Annotated in this window: 16 protein-coding genes, 1 tRNA gene and 1 pseudogene; 5 read left to right on the top strand and 13 right to left on the bottom strand. The window is 71.1% G+C overall.

All coding sequences use genetic code 11. The features are described from left to right. Window positions 1–328: 328 nt before the first annotated feature. From ETAA1_RS15870 to ETAA1_RS15820, 13 genes and pseudogenes are all read right to left on the bottom strand, one after another. The gene (locus tag ETAA1_RS15870) at window positions 329–1339 is read right to left on the bottom strand and encodes a hypothetical protein (RefSeq protein ID WP_145240096.1); all 1011 of its coding nucleotides are present in this window, start codon (window positions 1337–1339) and stop codon (window positions 329–331) included. A gap of 589 nt (window positions 1340–1928) precedes the next feature. Continuing rightward, window positions 1929–2297 carry a hypothetical protein gene (locus ETAA1_RS31970; protein WP_202920929.1) on the bottom strand — a complete coding sequence of 123 codons (369 nt, stop codon included), beginning with the start codon at window positions 2295–2297 and terminating at the stop codon, window positions 1929–1931. Between the two features lie 156 nt (window positions 2298–2453). Then, the gene (locus ETAA1_RS33465) at window positions 2454–2588 is read right to left on the bottom strand and encodes a hypothetical protein (RefSeq protein ID WP_261342021.1); all 135 of its coding nucleotides are present in this window, start codon (window positions 2586–2588) and stop codon (window positions 2454–2456) included. A 393-nt stretch (window positions 2589–2981) separates the two neighbouring features. Then, window positions 2982–3038 (bottom strand): annotated as a pseudogene (locus ETAA1_RS33840) (hypothetical protein); the annotation flags it as partial. A 20-nt stretch (window positions 3039–3058) separates the two neighbouring features. Beyond that, on the bottom strand, window positions 3059–3418 hold the full coding sequence (locus ETAA1_RS31965) for a hypothetical protein (RefSeq protein ID WP_202920927.1): 360 nt from the start codon (window positions 3416–3418) through the stop codon (window positions 3059–3061). Window positions 3419–3436: 18 nt separating this feature from the next. Further along, complete coding sequence (locus ETAA1_RS15855) at window positions 3437–5737, bottom strand: DNA polymerase (RefSeq protein WP_145240090.1); 2301 nt, start codon at window positions 5735–5737, stop codon at window positions 3437–3439. 3 nt (window positions 5738–5740) lie between these two features. Next, window positions 5741–6595 (bottom strand): ParB N-terminal domain-containing protein, encoded by an 855-nt coding sequence (locus tag ETAA1_RS15850; RefSeq protein WP_202920926.1) that lies wholly within the window; start codon window positions 6593–6595, stop codon window positions 5741–5743. Between the two features lie 156 nt (window positions 6596–6751). Next, on the bottom strand, window positions 6752–7360 hold the full coding sequence (locus tag ETAA1_RS15845) for a hypothetical protein (protein WP_145240086.1): 609 nt from the start codon (window positions 7358–7360) through the stop codon (window positions 6752–6754). A 46-nt stretch (window positions 7361–7406) separates the two neighbouring features. Further along, window positions 7407–7700, bottom strand: a complete 294-nt coding sequence (locus ETAA1_RS15840; protein WP_202920925.1) for a DUF1580 domain-containing protein — start codon at window positions 7698–7700, stop codon at window positions 7407–7409. 1494 nt (window positions 7701–9194) lie between these two features. Then, window positions 9195–10382, bottom strand: a complete 1188-nt coding sequence (locus tag ETAA1_RS15835; protein WP_145240082.1) for a tyrosine-type recombinase/integrase — start codon at window positions 10380–10382, stop codon at window positions 9195–9197. Window positions 10383–10500: 118 nt separating this feature from the next. Next, window positions 10501–10574: transfer RNA gene (locus ETAA1_RS15830), tRNA-Asp, on the bottom strand. A gap of 68 nt (window positions 10575–10642) precedes the next feature. Further along, window positions 10643–13432, bottom strand: a complete 2790-nt coding sequence (locus tag ETAA1_RS15825; protein WP_145240080.1) for a DUF1559 family PulG-like putative transporter — start codon at window positions 13430–13432, stop codon at window positions 10643–10645. A 151-nt stretch (window positions 13433–13583) separates the two neighbouring features. Then, window positions 13584–13787, bottom strand: coding sequence for a DUF2934 domain-containing protein (locus tag ETAA1_RS15820; protein WP_145240079.1), 204 nt, complete (start codon window positions 13785–13787; stop codon window positions 13584–13586). A gap of 178 nt (window positions 13788–13965) precedes the next feature. Between ETAA1_RS15820 and ETAA1_RS15815 the strand changes: the two genes are divergently transcribed. The 5 genes from ETAA1_RS15815 to ETAA1_RS15795 all read left to right on the top strand — a co-directional run bounded on the left by ETAA1_RS15815 (window position 13966) and on the right by ETAA1_RS15795 (window position 18308). Further along, window positions 13966–14139 carry a DUF1328 domain-containing protein gene (locus ETAA1_RS15815; protein ID WP_145240077.1) on the top strand — a complete coding sequence of 58 codons (174 nt, stop codon included), beginning with the start codon at window positions 13966–13968 and terminating at the stop codon, window positions 14137–14139. Between the two features lie 84 nt (window positions 14140–14223). Further along, on the top strand, window positions 14224–15123 hold the full coding sequence (locus tag ETAA1_RS15810; protein WP_145240075.1) for a YihY/virulence factor BrkB family protein: 900 nt from the start codon (window positions 14224–14226) through the stop codon (window positions 15121–15123). Between the two features lie 154 nt (window positions 15124–15277). Next, a complete protein-coding gene (locus ETAA1_RS15805) occupies window positions 15278–17056 on the top strand; it encodes an alpha-amylase family glycosyl hydrolase (protein ID WP_145244678.1) in 1779 nt (592 codons plus the stop codon). Window positions 17057–17175: 119 nt separating this feature from the next. Next, complete coding sequence (locus ETAA1_RS15800) at window positions 17176–17604, top strand: phage holin family protein (RefSeq protein ID WP_145240073.1); 429 nt, start codon at window positions 17176–17178, stop codon at window positions 17602–17604. Then, window positions 17580–18308, top strand: coding sequence for a DUF3618 domain-containing protein (locus ETAA1_RS15795; RefSeq protein ID WP_145240071.1), 729 nt, complete (start codon window positions 17580–17582; stop codon window positions 18306–18308). Before ETAA1_RS15800 ends, ETAA1_RS15795 begins: the two co-directional genes overlap by 25 nt. The last annotated feature ends 91 nt before the right edge of the window (window positions 18309–18399 follow it).

The following is an 18399-nucleotide window of genomic DNA, read 5'->3' as shown; positions in this document are numbered from 1 at the left end:
CGTCACCGTTGCCGCACACGCCGACCGGCCGACGCCGATATTCGGCGATCGACCGATGCCCCGCCTCGCGCCGCTCTCCTCGACCCGGGGCGGAGCGGAGCCAGGACGATCGGCCGCTCGGTGGCGACCCCCGCGCCTCATGGGTTCGGCCAGGCAAGCCGTCGGGTGGCGTGTCGACTGAAGGGTTGCCGCACCTGACTGCCCGAGGCGTTGACGCGCCGGAAATCGGGGTTCACCCGCGCAGGCGCCCATCTCGGCATTGCGGCCGGACGCGACCCGCGACGACCACCGCGCTTCGGAACCCCGCCCGCCCGGACGCTTCATTGCCTCAACCCACCAGTCCGGCCCGCCGCAACACGAACCCGACGTCCTCGACCGGGTGGCTCGGCCGCGGGTGCGTCGGCTGTGGCCGCAGGCCCCGGAGCCGGGCGAGCTGGGCGAGGGCCCGGTCGAGTTCCCGCGACAGGTGGGCCTCGGCCCGGTCCGCCCGCTCCCCGAGCCCGCCGGCGGCCAGCAGCGCGTCCGCCACGGCCCGCCCCCGTGCCGTCCGCAGTTCGGCCACGAGCGCCGCCTCCGTCGCCTCCAGGCCGCGGACCCTCCCGCCGCGGGCCTCGGTGCCGGCCAGGACCGCGGCCCGCACGTCGGCCAGGAACACCGGCGGGTCGCGGCCCTCGCACCCGCCGGCCCGGCCGACTACCCGGCGCAGCAGGTCCGCCGTCCACTCGGCCGCGATGGGCGTGGCCACCTCGACCCCCAGCCCGGCGAGCACCCCGACCCACGGGTCCGGCTTCTGCTGGATCCGCCAGCCGAGCAACTCGCCCGCCTCCCGGGTCGCCGTCACCACCGCCCCGAGGGTGAGCTCGACGTCCGCCCCGGCCAGGGCGGCCGCCACCGCCCGGTCGGCGGCGGCCGCCGCCCGCTGCCCCGCGAGTGCGGCGCGGGCGTGGACCAGTCGCGCGGCCGGCGGGGCGGCCGGGCTGACCGGGATGAAGTGATCAACCCCCTCGCCGGTGATCGTGTCCGGGTCGGGGGGCAGCGCCGCCGGGGCGGGGCCGGTCGCCAGGGCCGCGAGCCGCCGCTGGCGGTACAGCACCCACGCCACCCGCTCGGCCGTCGCCGCCTCGGCGGCGCCCTCGGGCCGGAGGGACCGGGCCACCGCCGCCCGGAAGTCGTCCCAGTCCGCGGCCGTCTCGCCGAGGGCGGGGAGCAGGGCGGCGGCGGCGTACAGGCCGTGGCGGACGGCGTTGCGGGCGGACGCGGCCTTGCCGGCGGGGGTGCGGGGGCCGGTCGACCGGCGGGCGTTGGCGCGGTTGGCGGCGAGGCGGGCGGGGGACACCATGGCGGGCTCCTGGAGTGACGGCGAGTGTACCACGGCCGGTCGGACGGCCGCACCTGCACCCGGTTGGTGACCGCGTGGACTTCGCGAAACGAACCCACCGCCGAACACCGCGAGCGGCACCGACGCGGCGGGGTGGTTACGGTCAGCAGAACGGCGTCGATCTGCCCGGATCTGGCGTTTCCGACGGCAGACTGGGCGGGACTCGACGCACTTTTGGAGAACGCAACAGTCCGCGGCGTGTACGAGGTACGGGCGGAGTCGGCGAAACGAACCCAACGAGTCGGCTCCCCCGGCGGCCGTGGCACGCTGGCCCAACGAGTCGGCTCCCCCGGCGGCCGTGGCACGCTGGCCCAACGAGTCGGCTCCCCCTGCGGCCGTGGCACGCTGGCCTCGTCCGGCTGGCTCTCGGCCTCCGGCGCTGAGGGCCGGAAGAACGGCCTCCACCGCCGAGATACGGCCACGGCCAGTGCAGCGTGACTCCGGCGCGGGCCCGAACCACCCCCGCGGCGTCACATTGTCCGGTTAACCCCGGACGGAGGACCCGGAGGCGCCGCCGTAGCGGAAGCGTTCGGCGCCCGGGGTCTCGGTCTCACTCCCCAGAACGCCCCGGGTCGTCACCGGCCGTCGGATTCGACCCGCTCCCGGGCGCCCGGAACTCGCGGTCCAGCACCGGGCCGAGGTCCTCGGGGTGGAGCGCGTGGTTGAACGCCAGGACAGCCAGGTGGACGTCCAGCGCGTGAACGGCCGGCGGCCCGTCCGGGCCCACCAGCCCCCGCCCCACGACGGCCAGACACCGGCCGGCGCGGTGAGCGTGCCGGACCCGGCCGACGTCGCCGTACGGCCCGTTCTGCTCGTACACCGCCACCCCGTCGGCCGCGTCCCCGATCAGCCGGTCGCAGGCGTCGCAGAGCACCACCGCCGTCGGACCCCTCTCGTGCGGTACCGTCACGATCGCCATCCTCGTTCCTCCCCGGGTGACCCCAACGAGTGTGCACCATCCCCGCCCGAGTCCGCCAGCCGGCGGTGGAATTTCCGCGTCGCGACGGCGGGTGGTCCCGTGCCGCAACGAGATTCGGCCGCCGGCGCTGGTGCGGCGGCGGGGCGGCCCAGGGCGTCAGAGGGCGAAAAGCGGGTCGGCCGCCCACCGGTCGAGCGAGTCGGCACGGCCGTCAGTGGTCCAGCGGTCCGGCCTGGCGGCACTCGGGGCCGCGTCCGTCTTGTGCGCCGCCAGCCTGCGCTCGGTCGTCATGCCTTCGCCTTTCGATGCGGTATGTGGCGGGCGGCGCGCCGTGGTTTCATACCAAGCAGCTTGGCCAGGAGGGCAGCGCCGCCCGTTGTTGCGGAACATCACTTCGAGATCCCAGGCCGTCCCGTTCGGCTCGACCCGCACCCGGACGGGTGGCCGGTCCTGCGGGCAGTGGGCGGATCCGGCCCATCGGCAGCAGCCGGAGCCCGGGACCGGCTGTGTCGAACAGGTCCGACAGGTCGGAGAACGTGACCGCGGCGATCTCCTCCAAGACGCGCCGTCGGGTCGCCACCGCCAGCCGCGACAAGTGGCGTGACCGTCCGCCACTCCCCTAGGGACCCCGACATTGCTCAGCAGCCGCGAGCCGTTCGCCGCCGCGGTGGCGGGTGCGGGCGGCGCGTAGGCGGTGCGGTAGGCGCGGGCCGCGTTCGGGTCGGTGAGGTACTCGGCCACGAACCGCCGTTGCCGGTCGTTCAGCCCGGCGCGTCGAGGATCGTCACCACCGGCGACCGGCCGGGGTGCCGCTCCACCGCCACCAGCCCGGCCGCCTCCAGCGCCGCCAGCCCCCGCCGCGCCGCCGCCCGCGTCCCGGCGCCGAGTGCCGCCAGCCGGCTGAGGGTCGCGGCGACCGTCCGCCGCCGTTCGCACCCGGCCAGGAACCAGACCACCAGCCCCACCGCCAGCGCGCGACCGGGGAGCGCCGCGGCCGCCGTCAGCCAGTCCATCGGGATCGGCCCGCGGAGGAACTTCACCCCGGGCCGCGGGCGCGGCGGCGTGGTGGGCGGCGGGAAGTCGGCCGGGTCGAGCCGGGCCGGGTCGAACGGGTCGGGCATCGGTCATTCCTCCGCCTCCTACAGGGGAAGACAAGAGAACTCAGAAATAACACTGGGCGGGGGTGCCGCCGGTGGTACGGGTCCGGTGTCACCGGTGGTACGGGTCGGGTCCACGCCGAGCTCGGCCAGGAGCCCGTACACCAGCCCCCACGTCCGCGCCCCGCGCGGGTCCGTCCACCGGTCGGGGTGCCGCACGATCTTCGCGTCCGTCCGCAGCGGGAAGCCGGGGAGGACGAGCTCGGACGCCTCCCGCATGGCGTCGCGCATCCGCTCCGTTTCCTCCTCGGCCCGGTCGGCCGGCGCCTCGATCAGGAAGGCGTCGTGAACCGGGCAGCACACCGCCAGCCCGCGCTCGGTGGCCAGACACGCGGCCAGCCGCATCATCTCCGCGCCGTGCGCCTGCATCGGCCAGTTGCGCAGACTCCGGGGGTTGGCGAGCGGGCGGCCGGAGACCGGGTCGAGCCCGCCGGGAACGCTGATCGCCCACCCGAACCGGGTCCGCAGCCGGCCGGTGAGGAGTGCCCGCTCCTCGAGCGAATCCGACCACTCCCAGAACCGGCGGAACGTCCGGCGGTGGAGCTCGAGCAGCTCGACCCCGCGGCCGCGGGGGGCGCCGAGTCGCCGGGCCAGCCCCTCAGCCGACAGCCCGTAGAGGACGCCGAGGCTCACCACCTTGAACGCCTCCCGCTCGGCCGGGTGGGTGTGCTTCGTGGCGTCCGCCGGGATCGCGCCGGCCATCCGGGCGAACGTCGTGTAGAAGTCGCCGCTCTGGTACGCCTCCATCATCCGCGGGTCGGCCGACAGCGCCGCGGCGATGGCGAGTTCCTGTTGCGACCAATCGACGTACACCACAGCCCGCCCCGGGCCGGGTCGGATCAGAGACCGCAGCCACGCGGCCGGGCCAAAGATGAACGCCGAGTTCGAAGGCTGGTTCCGCCCGGTCCGGGAGCGGAACGCGGACAGGAGGCACCGGTTCCGCCCGTCGGGGCCGACGGCCAACTCGTTGAGCCGGAACTCGCCGAGGGCGTGCCGGAGGTCGCGGATCGGTCCGACCTCAGCAGGAAACCGCTTCGCCATCTCGCGGAACGTGTCGTCCTTCAAGTCGAGCGCCCCGGACGGGAGCCGGGGCCAGGGGATGCGGTGCCGCGCGAGATACCGCGCCCACCGGTCGGCCGAGAACGACAGTGGACCGGGCGGCCGTTCGGTGCCGTCGCGGGGACCGAGTCGGTCCGCCGCGTCGCGGATCAGCCCCGGGTCGTGCCGCGGGCGGGGGGCCGGGTCGGGTTCGGTCAGCACGCCCCAGAGCTTCGGCGTGTAGTCGTCGTCTACTCCATCCGGGTCGTACCCGGGGCCGATGCCGAGGGCGGGCAGCTCGCCGGCGAGTTCTCGCGCCGCCACGTCGAGCCCCGGCACGTCGAGGTAGTCGCGCCCGGCGTCGAGCAGCCGGCCGACCCGCGCCGATGTGAGCCCGGTGGCGGAGCGAGCGGCGCGGACCGCGGCCAGCCGGCCGGCGGTCGACTCGACCTCCTCCCGGTGGTGGTCGGCGGCGGCGGCGGCCAAGGCGTCCGGGTCGAGCCCCCACTGGCGGGCCGCGTCGATGACCGAGGCGCCGAACCGGCTGGCCGGGTCGAGCCGGCGGCCGGTCGGGGCGAACACCCGGTAGTCGGTATCGACCGCGCGGACGAGTCGGTCCTTGATCCCGCCCCAGTGTTCGCGGAGTGCGGCCAGCGCCGCCGCGTCGATCGGAACCCCGGCCCACTCCATCCGCGCGGCGGCGGTCATGTACCGGCCGCGGAGCAGCGCCCGCGGGAGGTCGAGCCGCGGGGCCATCCGCGGAAGGAGTCGAGCCAGCGCGTCCACGTCCGCCTCGCAGTAGTCGAGCAGCGCGGCTTGCTCGGCAGGGGTGAACGGCCCGCCGCGGATCGCCAGCGCCCGCAGCTCGTCCTTCTCGCCCGCCGCCAGCCCGTCGAGCCGGAAGTGAGCCAGCGCCCCGAGCAGCCCGGACCCGTGGGGGGTCGGGGCGCCGTTCGTCAGGAGCCGGAACTCGGCGTACAGGTCGAGCACCCGGGCCGGGAGCGGCCAGCCCAGCGCCAGGAAGCACCCGAGTTCGGCGCTTGCGTAGTACGCGACGAACACCGCCCCGGCGTTGGTGGGGAACGGCGGCGCGGCCGGCGCGTCGTCGGTGAGCCACACCCGGACCGCCCGGCCGGACCGGAGTTCCCGGGCGCAGACGCACAGCGGTGCCGGCCGGTGGCCGGGCGGGGCGTGGAACTCGAAGTCCGCGCACCACACCTCGCGGAAGCAGCAGAGTGCGTCCACCCGTCAGACCTCCCCTCGGGTTTTCTCCGCCGCCCCGGTGGTGGGCGTCTGCGTCGTGCCGCCGCCGGGGGGTGCGGGTGCCGCGGTGCCGGCCGTGTAACGGTCCACAAACAGCCGCAGTTCGTCCACGACCCGCTGCAGCCGGTCCGCCGCGCCGCTCACCCTGCCGGGGTCGCGGTCGGCCGCTCTCGCACGGCCCAGCCGCGACAGCGCCGCCACCCACGTCATCGCGCTCCGGGCGATGTCCTGCAACTCCGACCAGCGGGCCGCCCCCGCGCCGGGATTCTCGGCGTGGGGTCGGGCCGCCGCCGCCGGGGCCGCTTCCTCGGCCTTGTGCTTGCGGGCCGCGGCCGCGATGTCGCGCGCCTGCGGCCCGGGCCGCGACCGCGTTTTCCCGTCCCGGCCGCGGGTCGCGGCCAACCGCGGAATTTCCGCAGTAGCCTCCAGGGCGCCCCGCACGGCGGCGACGGTCTTCCCGTCCGCTTTCACCTCCGCGGCGATGTCCCGATTCGAGCGGCCCGGGTCGTTCCTCAGCCGGTGGGCGATCACCTCACGCTTCCGGTCGCGGGTCAGGTGGCGGCGGTGGAGGTTCAGGTCTACCGCTCGCACCCGCTTCTGGGCCCCGGACAACCCGGTGAGCACCGTCACGGGCACGGCAGTCAGTCCAAGCTCGGTGGCGATCTCCAGCCGGTTATGCCCGTCGATCACCTCGTGCTCCTCGGTGACGATCACGGGGTAGGTGATCCCGTTGGAAGCGATGTCGGCTTTCAGCTCGGCCCGCTCCTCGGCGGCCAGAGGGGGCATCACGTCGAGGAACGGGCACGTATACGTCGTCTCGTTGAACGTGATCGACTTCATGGTCACTCTCCGGGCCGTGGCTGCGTACATGGATTCCGCCTCCGCACCGGTTCCGGTCCCAAGCTGTCGGAGGGGGGGCCGTGGCAAGTCGCTCGGCACCAACCCCGCCTCGCACCCGGGTCAAACCGTGGAAAACAGCGGTACGGGTCTGTCGGCTCAGACCTCCCCCCGGAGTTTCTTGAGCACGGGGTGCTCGAGGCTCGTCACGGTGCGGTCCTTGAACGCCAGGCGGAGCAACTCCGGGAACGGGAGCTCGGGCCAGGTCGGCGCGTCGGTCATGTGCTCGGACACCCTGATCCGGTGGCGCCTCTGCGTCTGATCCCAGTAGAGTTTCGTCCATTGCCCGGCCGCCACCCGCGCCGCCTCCTGGGGGATGCTCACCCAGTCCGGAATCTTCCCGTCGGGGCCAGGCATCCGCAGCCCCCACACGAACACCAGACCGCCGCGCGTGACGGCCGTCACCACCTGCCGGCGGGTGAACGTCGGCTCGTCGGCCAGCGCGGGCCAGAGGGACCGGTCCACCCAGAACGACTCCGCGTCGTCGTCCTTCAGCTCGATCAGCCCGCCGACGCACCGGTAGGCGGGGTCCGGGTGGACCCGGAAGAACTGTTCCTTGCTCGGCTTCCGGAACGGCACGGACACCAGCAGCTCCCGCACGCCGAGGTCGGCGTCGGAGTCGTCGGGGAGCGCCAGCCGGGTCACGTCGAACGGGTCGGGCGGCGGCGGCAGTGCGGCGGCGGCGGTCGTAGTGGCGTGGACGGTCATGAGATCCTCTAGGTTGAGTTTGTCCAAGCGGGTGAGCCCCGACGGGTCAGATCCCGAGCCGGTCAAGTTCGGACAGCGTCGCGTCGGGAGTCGCGGCGGGGGGGTGAATCGGGGGCGCGGGCGCCGCGGCCGTCAAGGCGTCGAAGAACCGCTGCAGCGCTTCCACCGAGGTCGCGACGCGGCCCCCGCAGCGAATGACCTCCAGCCGGTGGCCGCGGAGGCCGCGGGTCGCCCAGCGGTAGAAGGTCGAGGGCCGGGGTGGCCGGCCGCCCTGGATCGCGGCCAGGTGGCGACCGGCCGCCGCGAGCGAGAGAAGAGATTCGGAGCGGATGTCGATCACCGCACGCCTCCGCACGGGCGTGCACGATGCTCGCCCAGCGGACGAAATTCTTGGCGCGGCTAGGTCGTCAATCAAATGACGAATTGTGTCAATTCATTGACAGCGATGTCACGGCCCGGCCGGCCGGAAGCAATACGGCGTCGTGCCGGGGCGTACGACGCGATCCGGTGGCCCGGGCGCGGGGCGGATGTGACAGTGCGAGCCGCCCCGCCGACTCGCTTCAGAAGTGACCGACCTCGACCGCCGGCCCAGCCGGGAATCGCGGGGATCTCGATTCTGTCGGGCGGAGCCCCGAACCGCTTCGGTGTCAGTGACGGGGGCGGTAAACGGATTTGACTCGCCACGGCCCCCTGTCACCCCTCCGCTCGAGGCAATCCCGGATCGGCGGGGGCAAGGTTCTGTGCATCCGAGTCGAATGGGCGCCTTGAATCACGTCGTTTCCTCGCTGAAGCGAGGCAATTTCCTGGTAATCGTCCCCGGCGTCAAGTAGGAGGCGGAGAAACTCGGCTTGCTGCTCACTCACCTCCGCCACGTGTCTTCCCCCGATGGAAACGGCCGCTCGCCCACGCACTGTATCGGTATCACCCACCTTCAACAGCTGGGTTTCCGCTTCAACCTCCTCGGGAGCCGTCGGCCGTTCGGCGCCGGAGGTTACGCCAGGCCCGGGCAAAGGTGCGTCCCCGGGCGAGAGCCCCGCGGCGAGTGCTGCGCCGGCGGGGAGGACTGTTTCGACAGGCGAGGGAATCAATCGCGATGGTGTTAGCCGCAGCTCGTTGCGTAATTGGGTTGCCGCCAGTAGAAGGCGCATGGAGTCCGTGCGGAAGCACTTGCACAGGGGGTCGAATGCACCGGGTTCCTGTTCCAGAGCCGCCGTCCAATCGGCCGGAGTTTGTAAAACCAGCGGGTAAACGCCTTGCGCCGGGTCCCATCCCGACTCCAAGCACTGATCTTCCTGATCTTCAGCCGGAACATTCACCCCACTCGGGAGCGGCAGACTGTTGACCGGAATGTCGATACTCCGAAGCCCGGCGACAGGATCGGTACAAAGCTTGTAAACACTCAAATTCGCGAGAACGAGGTCGGTTACGGGGAACTGGCCGGGTGGAGAGGCTGCCGTCGCATGACGCTGCCGGATCCGAACCCCCGCAAGGTGTCGGAGGACGCGGTTCCATTCGTTCAGACAAGTGTCACTGTATTGGTCGTCGATAAATTTCACATCGGCGTCCGCGAGTATCTGACCTTTCAGGACGCAAGTGTACAGCGACTGTGCGAGGCGCGTGGCCTGAACGAGCTGGCATATTAAGTCCCACGCGTCCTCAACGGACCGCCGCCACGGACTTTCCGGCCGCTTTCGGATGTGCGGGGGGAGGGCTTCTAATTCGCGCGGCAGGGCGGGATGGACGGGCGGGTCGAGCGGGATAGCTCGCCCCCCCGCCGCGTTCGTCAGTGGTGACATGGCGGTACTTGACACTCGCGGTCAGTGGTAGGACTCAGTCACCCCGTTGCGGCCGCGACTTGTGCGGCCAGCGCCGCGTCGCGCGCGGCATACACCTCGGTCACGCTCAGCTTTGCGTGTCCGAGTACGACCTGAGCCGCCTCGAGGCCGAACGTCCCGCGGACTTCGGTCGCCCGGGTGTGTCGGAGTTGGTTGGGGTGCCACCTGGTCACGCCCGCCTTCCCGCACGCCCGGGCGACCGCCGCCGCGTACGCGTGGCGGGTGTAGAACGCCCCCGGCTGGCGCTTCGGGGCGGCCTTCCGTCGGCACGCCTGGCTGGGCGGCACCTTCGACTTCCGGGCCGCCCGCCGCGCCGCGTACCACGCCTCGCGGCCGGCCTTCGGGCTGAACACGTAGGCCTCGGGGTCGGACGGGAGCACGTCGCGTAGCACCGCCTGAGCCTTCGGCCCGACGAGCACGAGCCGCTCCCTCCCCCGCCACGACGTTTTGTGCCGCCGCGGGCGGTAAGTCCAGAGCTCGCCCGCCGTGTCGAGATCGCCGGCTCGCATCCGGGCCGCTTCCCCGGGCCGCATCCCGGTGAGGCGCTGGACCCGGACCAGCGCTTGCAGAGGTAGCGACAGGAAGGGGAGGGCGGCCTCGACGTCGGCGTCCGGCACGGGCCGCACCGGCGGCAGCTCGCGGGCCGCCGACCGCCCGGCCTTCAACCCCTCGACGGCCATCAGGGCTCGGTACACCGGCTCGGGGACGAGCTCATCGGACACCGCCCACCGGAACACCCGGCGGACCCGCCCGACCCGCTGGTTGATGACGCCGCGGCTGAGCCCCGCGTCGATCAGCGACTGGCGGAGCGCCTTGAGCTTGAGCGGCGAGAAGTCGGCCGCCGGGAGGTCGGCGAAGAGCCGCCGCAACGGGCGGAGGGAGAGGCGGAAGTCGGCCAGCTCGCTGGTCGGGGTCCCGTCCGGGTGGCGGTAGTGGTGGACGGCATGCCCGTCCCAGAACCGGAGGATCAGCTCGGCCACCGTCAGCCGCGGCGCGGCAGCCGCGGGCCGGCCCGCGGCGAGCCACTCGGCGACGAGGGCGTCATAGGCGGCGCGGATCAGGTCGGGGGGCGTGAGTTGGCCGTCGGGCCAGTGGCCGAGGTAGTGGTCGCGGCCGCCGAGGGTCACGACGCCCTGGCGGCTGGGCTTGTGGCGGCGGAGCGAGGGGGGCGTTGATCGACGGGACATAGACGGCCCAGGGTCGGAGGAACCCGGTAGACTACCGGGTTACTACTTCCACCGGCCGCACCTCCCGACCACCGGGAGGGTAACAGCAAGGGCTGTTCGGCGAAGGACTTACGATCAGCGAGGACGACGGGACTCGAACCCGCAACCACCGGATCGACAGTCCGGTACTCTAACCAATTGAGCTACGTCCCCAACGAAGAAGAATCTTAGGCTCGACGCCACCGGGCGGCAAGGGTTTTTCCCGAGGCCCGGTGCTCGCTTCAGTCCTTCGCCGCAGGCACCTTCGGCGTCGGCGGCGGGGCCGTAGGCAGCGTCGCCGGCAGGGGTGCGTCCGACTTTGGGATCGGGGCTGAGGGAGCGGTCGCCGTCAGCTCGGCCTTCGCACCGGCGGACAAAACGCGCGGGGCGATCTCCTCCAGGTTCGGCAGCTTTTCGCCGCCAGCCCGAGTCGCCATTGCAAGCAGGTGTTCAGGCTTTATATCCGCCGGCAGCCATCGCACAGTGCCGTCGGCCATTACCGCGTACGTGCCCTCCTTCCCGTCCGGCCGCGCGTGCTTGAACGCCGCCATCGGGTTGGTTGGGTCGAGCCCGACTACCGTTGCGCCGCCACCGGCGGCCCACGGCCGGGGTGCGCCCGGGGGCGTCTGCAACAGGTAGATCGTGTTCTCCGGTCCGTCGGTAATGTCGGCGAGCTTCGAACCCCAATCGTATCCGGTGACACCCGCCTGCTTGGCGTTCGTCTTCGGGTTGTAGCGCGGGGCGTCGTGGCCGACACCGGCCACGGCCACGAAGTTGGTGCCGCCGAAGGTAAAGTCCGGCGCCAGGGGCGACGTCGCCCGCCACGCCGACTGCGGGTAGTAACTGACTAACAACTCCGGTACCCAGGACCCGGCCTGCGCCGCATTCTGGTTGCTGAGCCAGCCGAGCGACGGGTCGATGAGCTGCCGCAGTCCGCCGCGGCCGAGCGCCGGCAGGAGCTCGACGTAGAAGCTGACCCGCTGCGCCGGCGGGTAGGCGACGCCGAGGCGGGTGTCGTGGTCGTTCGGGCGGCTCACCGGGACGGTTCCCGGCGGCAGTTCCTTCCGCTCGGTGCCGTATCGCTTCACGGCCCGGCCGAGTGCGTGCCACGTTTCGGTACCCGAGTACACGGCCGCCTTACCCTTCAGCTGGTTGGCGTAGCCCAGCAGCCGGGGGCCGAGCAGGCGGTAGAACACCTCGTCGGGCCAGGTGATGTCCACCGTAACGAGCACCGACTCGTCGAGGAGCCGCAGCGCCACGAACGACGGGGCTTGTTTGGCCTGGGTGGGCTGGTTCGGCCCCGTCGGCGACATCGGCCCCGGCATCTGGCCGGACGAACTCGCCATCGGGCCGAAGCCCGGGGGCGGGCCGATCACGCCGGGCGGGCCGCTCGTCAGCGGCGGCCCCATCGGCCCCGGCGAACTGCTCGACGACGGCGGGCCGCTCGCTCCCGGCAACGGCCGCCCCATCGGCGTGGTGCTCGACCCCATCGGGCCGCCCTCCGGGTTGGTGCCCGGGACACCCGTCGGCGCGTAGTTGGGGTCGGCCATGTTGCGGAACTCGACGTGGGTCTGAAGCAGCAGCGACACCAGCGGTAACCCCTCGCCGAGCGTCGGGGTCAGCTTCTCCAGCGCGACGAGCCGGGCGTCGGACGCGGACTTCGTGAAGAAGCGCACGTTCGCCACCAGTTGCTGCGGGGTGAACGCCACGAGGTTCATTCCGACGTGCTCGGTCCGCGTCAGCACCGGGTCAACGGCGGCGGCGATCGGGGCGTATTCCTTCTTCACGCCCTTCCGCGGGTACTGCGCCTCGTCGAACCGCTCGGCCAGTGCGAACGGCGGCTCGCCGGTGCGGTCCTCCAGCATCGTCAGCAGCACGAGCCGAAGCTTCGGGTCGAGCGTCAGGTAGCGCGGGTTCGTGGTGAACGCCTTCGCCGACGACGCTACCGCCGGCGGGGCGGCCTTCGGCGTCGGCGTGTCCGGCATGCCGTCCTTCTTCTCGGGCTCCGGCGGCGGGGCTTCCTTGTTCACTTCCGTCTGAAACTCCGGATACCCGTTCCTCAGCCCGGCGAGGTGGCTCTCGATCGCGGCGAACTCGCCGACGAGGACGTGCTGGGTGTCGTAGACGCAAACCCCGAAGGCCCCGGGCTTGGCTGGCTGGGCGGGCGGCGTGGTGTACACGTCGGCGAAGAGGGTGCGGGCGGCGAGGGCGTTCCCGGCCGCGGACATCAGCGGGTTGTTCTTCACCGGCATGAGCGTCTTGCCGCCGACGACCTTACCGGCGCCGGCGCCGACGATGCCGGCGGCGAGCTTCTTCTCGTCGGCCGGCAACCGGAGGCGGATGAGGCCGACGGCCGACCGCTCCTTGTCACCGACCGAGCAATGGTAATAGTGCTCGATGTCAGCGAGTTCGAAGCCGAGTGACGACTTCACCATGTCGGCGGTGGCCGGGTCCAGCAGCATGCCGCCGGCCGGGGTGGCCCGGAGGCGGCCCATGTCGAACCTGTAGACGGCGACCGACTTCGTGGGGAGGAGGTTGGTCGGTTCCTTGTCGCTCCGCGGGGCCGACGGCACGACCGGCGTCTTGTCCTTCGGCTTCTTCGAGGGGTCTTCGTCCTCCTTCTTCCCTTCCTCCGGATTCGGGTTCGACCCGTCCGGTTGGGGGGCCGGGCGGGGCTGGCTGGGCGGATTTACGGTGGTGGTGCCCTTCGGCTTGTCGTCGGTGCCGAACATGACGTAGCCGCCGATGCCCAGCAGTGCCACGGCGCCGACGGCGAGGCCGATGCCGACGAGCTTCTTGTTGCCCCCCTTGGCCGCCTTAGGTTTCTTCTCCTTGGCGGCTTTCTCCTTCTTGTCCGCCTTGGCGCCCGCCTTGTCGGGCTTGCCCGCGTCCTTCGCGGGCTCGTCGGCCGGCGCCTCGACCTTGAACCGGTACTTGCACTTCGGGCACTCGACCTTCGAGCCCACGAGGTTGGGGTTCTTGATGAGAACCTGAGCCTCGCAGCTCGGGCACTGGACCTTGAAACTCGACATGGGGGTTCCCCGGGCGGCCGGCCGGCGGACGTGATGAGGGTGGACGAATCCCGGGCGGCGGCACTAGACGCCATCTTATCGCGGGACGAACACCACGGGGAAGGGAATTCGTGTCACAAGCCCGGGGTCAGCTCCGCGTACGGTGGCACGTTCAACCGCCCCGGACCTCGCGCTCGGCCTGATGCCAGTAGGCGACACCATCCCCATCGGGCCGGCCGGCCGCCTCCCAGAGTTCGTGGGCGCGGGTGCGGATGCGCTCCTCGTCGGCGTGCTCGAACGTCTGTTGCGGCGGGATCAGGATGTTCGCGGGTGGAGCATCAGGGATGACCTTCGTCGGCGGGATTCGGCTGGACATCGGTGCCTCCGGTTACGAGGAATGTGCCCGTCGGGCGGGCGGGCGGCCGAATGCGGTGCAATCGGCGGGCCACAGACCGGTCGTTTGGCACGCCGGATGCATTGACTGCTGACATCCTGCGGCCCTCGGGTCGCGGCAGTCCCCGGGCTTACACCGCCCGACATCCGGAGGCTCCTCAATGCTTCGCTGGGCTCTGATGTTCCTGGTGATCGCGCTCGTCGCCGCCGTGTTCGGCTTCACCAGTGTCGCCGGCACCTCGATGTTTGCCGCGAAGATCCTGTTCTTCGTCTTCCTGGTGCTGTTCGTCGTCTCGCTCATCGCCGGCAACCGGGCGCCAAGGTCAACGGTTTAGCGCCGGACCCCACGACCGGGACGAAGCCCACCCGTTCCGACGGGTGGGCTTTTCGTGTGTACCCCCCGTCCGGATGCTGTCCCCATGAAACTCACCGAGACCGGCCGGCTCATCAAGCAGACGCTGGCCGAGTTCCTGGCCGACAAGGCTATGACACTCGGCGCCGCGCTGGCGTTCTACACGGCACTGTCCATCGCCCCGATGCTTCTCCTCGTGACGGTGATCGCGGGGGCGGCGTTTGGCGAGCAGGCGACCCGCGGCGAGATCGCCAACCAGTTGAACGACCTGATCGGCGAAGAAGGCGCGAAGGCGGTCCAGGCGATGCTGGCGTCGACCCAAACGCCCGGCGGCGGCATCGTGTCTACGGTCGTCGGCATCGTCGCGCTGTTCTTCGGGGCCACCGGCGTTTTCACGTCCCTCCAGGACGCCCTCAACACCGTGTGGAACGTGAAGCCTGAGGACTCCAGGACCGGCATTCTCGGCCTCGTCCGCGACCGGGTTGCGTCGTTCACGATGATCTGCGGGATGGCGTTCTTGCTGCTCGTCTCGCTGGTGTTCAGCGCGTTCCTGACCGCCCTCGGCGGCCTCGTCAACCGGTGGATGCCGTACGGCGACGCGTGGATGGGTGCCGCCAACCTGGTGGCCGGCTTCCTGGTCACCACGCTGATGTTCGGCATGATCTACAAGTACCTGCCGCACGCCCGCCCGGACTGGTCCGATGTGGGCGTCGGGGCCGTGGTCACGGCCCTGCTGTTCACCGTGGGGAAATACCTCATCGGCCTCTACCTCGGTACCGCGTCGATCGGCTCCACGTACGGCGCGGCCGGGTCGTTCGTCGTGCTGCTGGTGTGGATTTACTACTCGTCGCTGATCGTGCTCTTCGGCGCAGAACTCACGCAAGTTTACGCGACGAAGTTCGGGTCCGGACTGACCCCCGCCGGCCGCCACCGCCTCGCCGGTCGGCCCGACCCCGTGCCTACCTGAACAGAAACATCATTCTTCAGAACAGGATCGACCAATGCCCCCGCCCGCCCCGCCGGCCAAGCTGTCCGCGGCCCGCCCGGCCCGCCCGATTCCGTACCCCAAGGCTGCAGGGAAGGCCGGCCGTGGCGCGTACCGGTCCGAAGCGCACGCCGGCATGGGGGCTATTCCGCACGCGGGCGGCGTCGCCTTCCGGGTGTGGGCGCCGCACGCCGAGGCGGTCAGCGTCGTCGGCACCTTCAACGATTTCAAACCCGGTACCCACCCGCTCAGCCGGGAAAACGACGAGGGGTACTGGTACTGCGACGTGCCCGGGGCGAAGGTCGGGGCCGAGTACCGCTTCCACCTGAAGACGCCGGCCGGGGAACTGTCGCGGATCGACCCGTACGCCCGGGAGGTGACGAACTCCGTCGGCAACGGTGTCGTGTACGACCCGCGGGCGTTCGACTGGGGCGACGACCACTTCCCGACGCCGAACTGGAACGAGCTCGTGATCTACGAGCTGCACGTGGGCACGTTCAACGACACCAACCCGGAGAACGACACGCCGGCTACTTTCCGTGACGTGATCCACCGGTTCGACCACCTCCGCCGGCTCGGCATCAACTGCATCCAGGTGATGCCGGTGGCCGAGTTCCCCGGCGACCGGTCGTGGGGCTACAACCCGGCCCACGTGTTCGCCGTCGAGAGCGCGTACGGCGGGCCGAACGCCTTCAAGGAGTTCGTTCGGGAGGCCCACCGCAACGGGTTTGCGGTGATCCTCGACGTGGTTTACAACCACTTCGGCCCCGGCGACCTGCACCTGTGGCGGTTCGACGGCTGGGGCGAGGGCGACGGCGGCGGCATCTACTTCTACCAGGACTGGCGCTCCGAGACGCCCTGGGGGCACACCCGCCCGGACTACGGCCGCGGTGAGGTGCGGCAGTTCATCCGCGACAACGCCCTGATGTGGCTGGACGAGTTCCGCATCGACGGCCTGCGGATGGACATGACGCTCTACATCCGGAGCGTCCGGGCCGACGGCGAGCCGAATCTGCCCGACGGGTGGAGCCTGATCCAGTGGATCAACCGCGAGGTCAGTGAGAAGTTCCCGGGCAAAATCACCATCGCCGAGGACTTGCAGGACAACGAGTGGATGACGAAGAAGCCCGACGAGGGCGGGGCGGGTTACTCGGCCCAGTGGGACGCCCGGTTTGTTCACCCGGTCCGGGAGGCGATTATCACCCCGGACGACGCCAACCGCAGCATGCACGCGCTGCGGGACGCGCTGGAGCTCAAGTACAACAACGACGCCTTCCAGCGCGTCGTTTACACCGAGAGCCACGACGAGGTCGCCAACGGCAAGGCCCGCGTGCCCCAGGAAATCGACGGCGGCGACCCGACGGGGTACTGGGCACAGAAGCGTTCGACGCTGGGCGCGGCACTCGTCTTCACGGCGCCCGGCATCCCGATGCTGTTCCAGGGGCAGGAGTTCCTCGAAGGGGAGTGGTTCCGCGACACCGTGCCGGTGGACTGGGACAAGCGCGACGAGTTCCGCGGGCTGGTCCGCCTGTACCGCGACCTGATCCGCCTGCGCCTCAACCGCGCGCAACAAAGCAAGGGGCTGACCGGCCAGCACATCCACGTCTCGCACGTCCACGACGACATGAACATGCTCGCCTTCCGCCGCTGGGCCGACGGGGGCCCCGGCGACGACGTCATGATCGTCGCCAACTTCCACCGCGAGCCGCGGGAGGGGTACACGGTCGGCTTCCCCGCGGCGGGCACGTGGAAGCTGCTGCTAAACTCCGACTGGGCCGGCTACAGCGAACTGTTCACCGGCTACGCCAGCGCCGACGTGGTGGCCGAGCCGGGCGAGTACGACGGGCAGCCGGCGCACGGCACGTTCGGCATCGGGCCGTATTCCGTCCTGATCTACGGCCGCCCGACGGCGTGAACCCACGACTGTGAGCCCACAGGAAGCCCGGGGACGGCCGTCCCCGGGCTTCCGCGCTTTCTGGCACGCCGGATGCATTCCCGGAGTTGACAGACGTTCCCCCGAGGAGCCGACCCGTCATGACCGCCCCCGAAGTCACTACCCCCACCCCCGCGCCCGCCACCCCTCAAGGGACGGTCACGGAGTTGGTGTCGGGGATCATCGGCGACATGCAGAAACTCGCCCGTCAGCAGCTCGAAATGCTCAAGGCCGAAATCCGGGAGGACATGAGCCGCACCAAACGGGCGATGGTGTACGGCGGGGTGAGCGTCGCGCTACTGACCATCGGCGGCATGGCGCTGATGTTCAGCCTCGTCTACATCCTGCGCGACGCCGGACACCTCCCAGAGTGGGGCGCCTGGATGCTCTTCGCCGGGCTCTGCACCGCCGGCGGCGTCGCGCTCGGCTTCTTCGCGCGGAACCTGTTTGAGAGTTTCAACCCGCTCCCGGACAAGACCTTCAACGCCCTCCAGGAGAATCTAACGTGGCAGACGCAACCCCAGGCGTGACCGGCGCCGACGCGGATCCGGACCGGATCGAGCGGGAGATGGAGCAGACCCGCGAGTCGATCACCGCCAAGGTGTCGGCCCTCGAAACGCAGGTGCTCGGCACCATTCAGACTGCCACGACCACCATTTCCGACACCGTCCAGGCGGTGAAGGAGACGGTGACGACGGCCCCGACGGCGATGAAGGAGACGGTCCAGGAAGCGGTCGCCGCCGCAAAGGAGTCGGTGAAAGAGACGCTCGTATCGGTGAAGGAGGCGGTGGCGTCGATCAACCTGGGCGAGTGCGTCGGCAACCATCCTGGTGCGGCGCTGGGTGTCAGCGCTGCCGCGGGCTTCGTGACGGGTTACGTGCTGTTCGGCGAGAAGGACTCCCGGCCACTGACGAACCGCGGCTTTCGCGGGCCCGCGCCCGAGGGTCGTCCCGACACAGCGTCGCACGACTTCACGCCGTTCGGGCACGGAGCCGCGTCCCGCACGGTGCCGTCCCGGCCGGGGATCTTCGCCGGCCTGTGGGCGATGGTCGGCAGCGAGGTGGAGCAACTCGCACGGCAGGCGCTGACGACGGCCCTGGCGTCGCTCAAGCAGAGCGTCAACGAGCAGGTGCCGCGGCTGGTTGACGGCGCGGTTCAGAACGTCGCCAGCCGGGTGTCCGGGAACAACGGCGTGACCCGCCCGGGTTACGCGCCGACCGTCTCCAGCGTATAGCCGTTGCCACCGTCCCGCAGTGAGATTCAATATCCTCCGGGCGAACGCCGCCCCGCGGTCGGACCGGTCCGACTGCGGGGCGGCGGCTTAT

This window comes from Urbifossiella limnaea (assembly GCF_007747215.1).
Taxonomy (GTDB): Bacteria; Planctomycetota; Planctomycetia; order Gemmatales; family Gemmataceae; genus Urbifossiella; species Urbifossiella limnaea.
The sequence above is the reverse complement of the archived record's forward strand: the minus strand, read 5'-3'. Positions and strand labels throughout refer to the sequence as shown.

Bases quoted from the DNA above. Each gene is read 5' to 3' on its own strand.
- ETAA1_RS15835 (WP_145240082.1), bottom strand. From the start codon at position 10,382: ATGTCCCGTCGATCAACGCCCCCCTCGCTCCGCCGCCACAAGCCCAGC.
- ETAA1_RS15810 (WP_145240075.1), top strand. From the start codon at position 14,224: ATGAAACTCACCGAGACCGGCCGGCTCATCAAGCAGACGCTGGCCGAG.
- ETAA1_RS15805 (WP_145244678.1), top strand. From the start codon at position 15,278: ATGGGGGCTATTCCGCACGCGGGCGGCGTCGCCTTCCGGGTGTGGGCG.
- ETAA1_RS15825 (WP_145240080.1), bottom strand. From the start codon at position 13,432: ATGTCGAGTTTCAAGGTCCAGTGCCCGAGCTGCGAGGCTCAGGTTCTC.
- ETAA1_RS33465 (WP_261342021.1), bottom strand. From the start codon at position 2,588: ATGACGACCGAGCGCAGGCTGGCGGCGCACAAGACGGACGCGGCCCCG.
- ETAA1_RS31965 (WP_202920927.1), bottom strand. From the start codon at position 3,418: ATGCCCGACCCGTTCGACCCGGCCCGGCTCGACCCGGCCGACTTCCCG.
- ETAA1_RS31970 (WP_202920929.1), bottom strand. From the start codon at position 2,297: ATGGCGATCGTGACGGTACCGCACGAGAGGGGTCCGACGGCGGTGGTG.
- ETAA1_RS15850 (WP_202920926.1), bottom strand. From the start codon at position 6,595: ATGAAGTCGATCACGTTCAACGAGACGACGTATACGTGCCCGTTCCTC.
- ETAA1_RS15845 (WP_145240086.1), bottom strand. From the start codon at position 7,360: ATGACCGTCCACGCCACTACGACCGCCGCCGCCGCACTGCCGCCGCCG.
- ETAA1_RS15870 (WP_145240096.1), bottom strand. From the start codon at position 1,339: ATGGTGTCCCCCGCCCGCCTCGCCGCCAACCGCGCCAACGCCCGCCGG.
- ETAA1_RS15800 (WP_145240073.1), top strand. From the start codon at position 17,176: ATGACCGCCCCCGAAGTCACTACCCCCACCCCCGCGCCCGCCACCCCT.
- ETAA1_RS15820 (WP_145240079.1), bottom strand. From the start codon at position 13,787: ATGTCCAGCCGAATCCCGCCGACGAAGGTCATCCCTGATGCTCCACCC.
- ETAA1_RS15815 (WP_145240077.1), top strand. From the start codon at position 13,966: ATGCTTCGCTGGGCTCTGATGTTCCTGGTGATCGCGCTCGTCGCCGCC.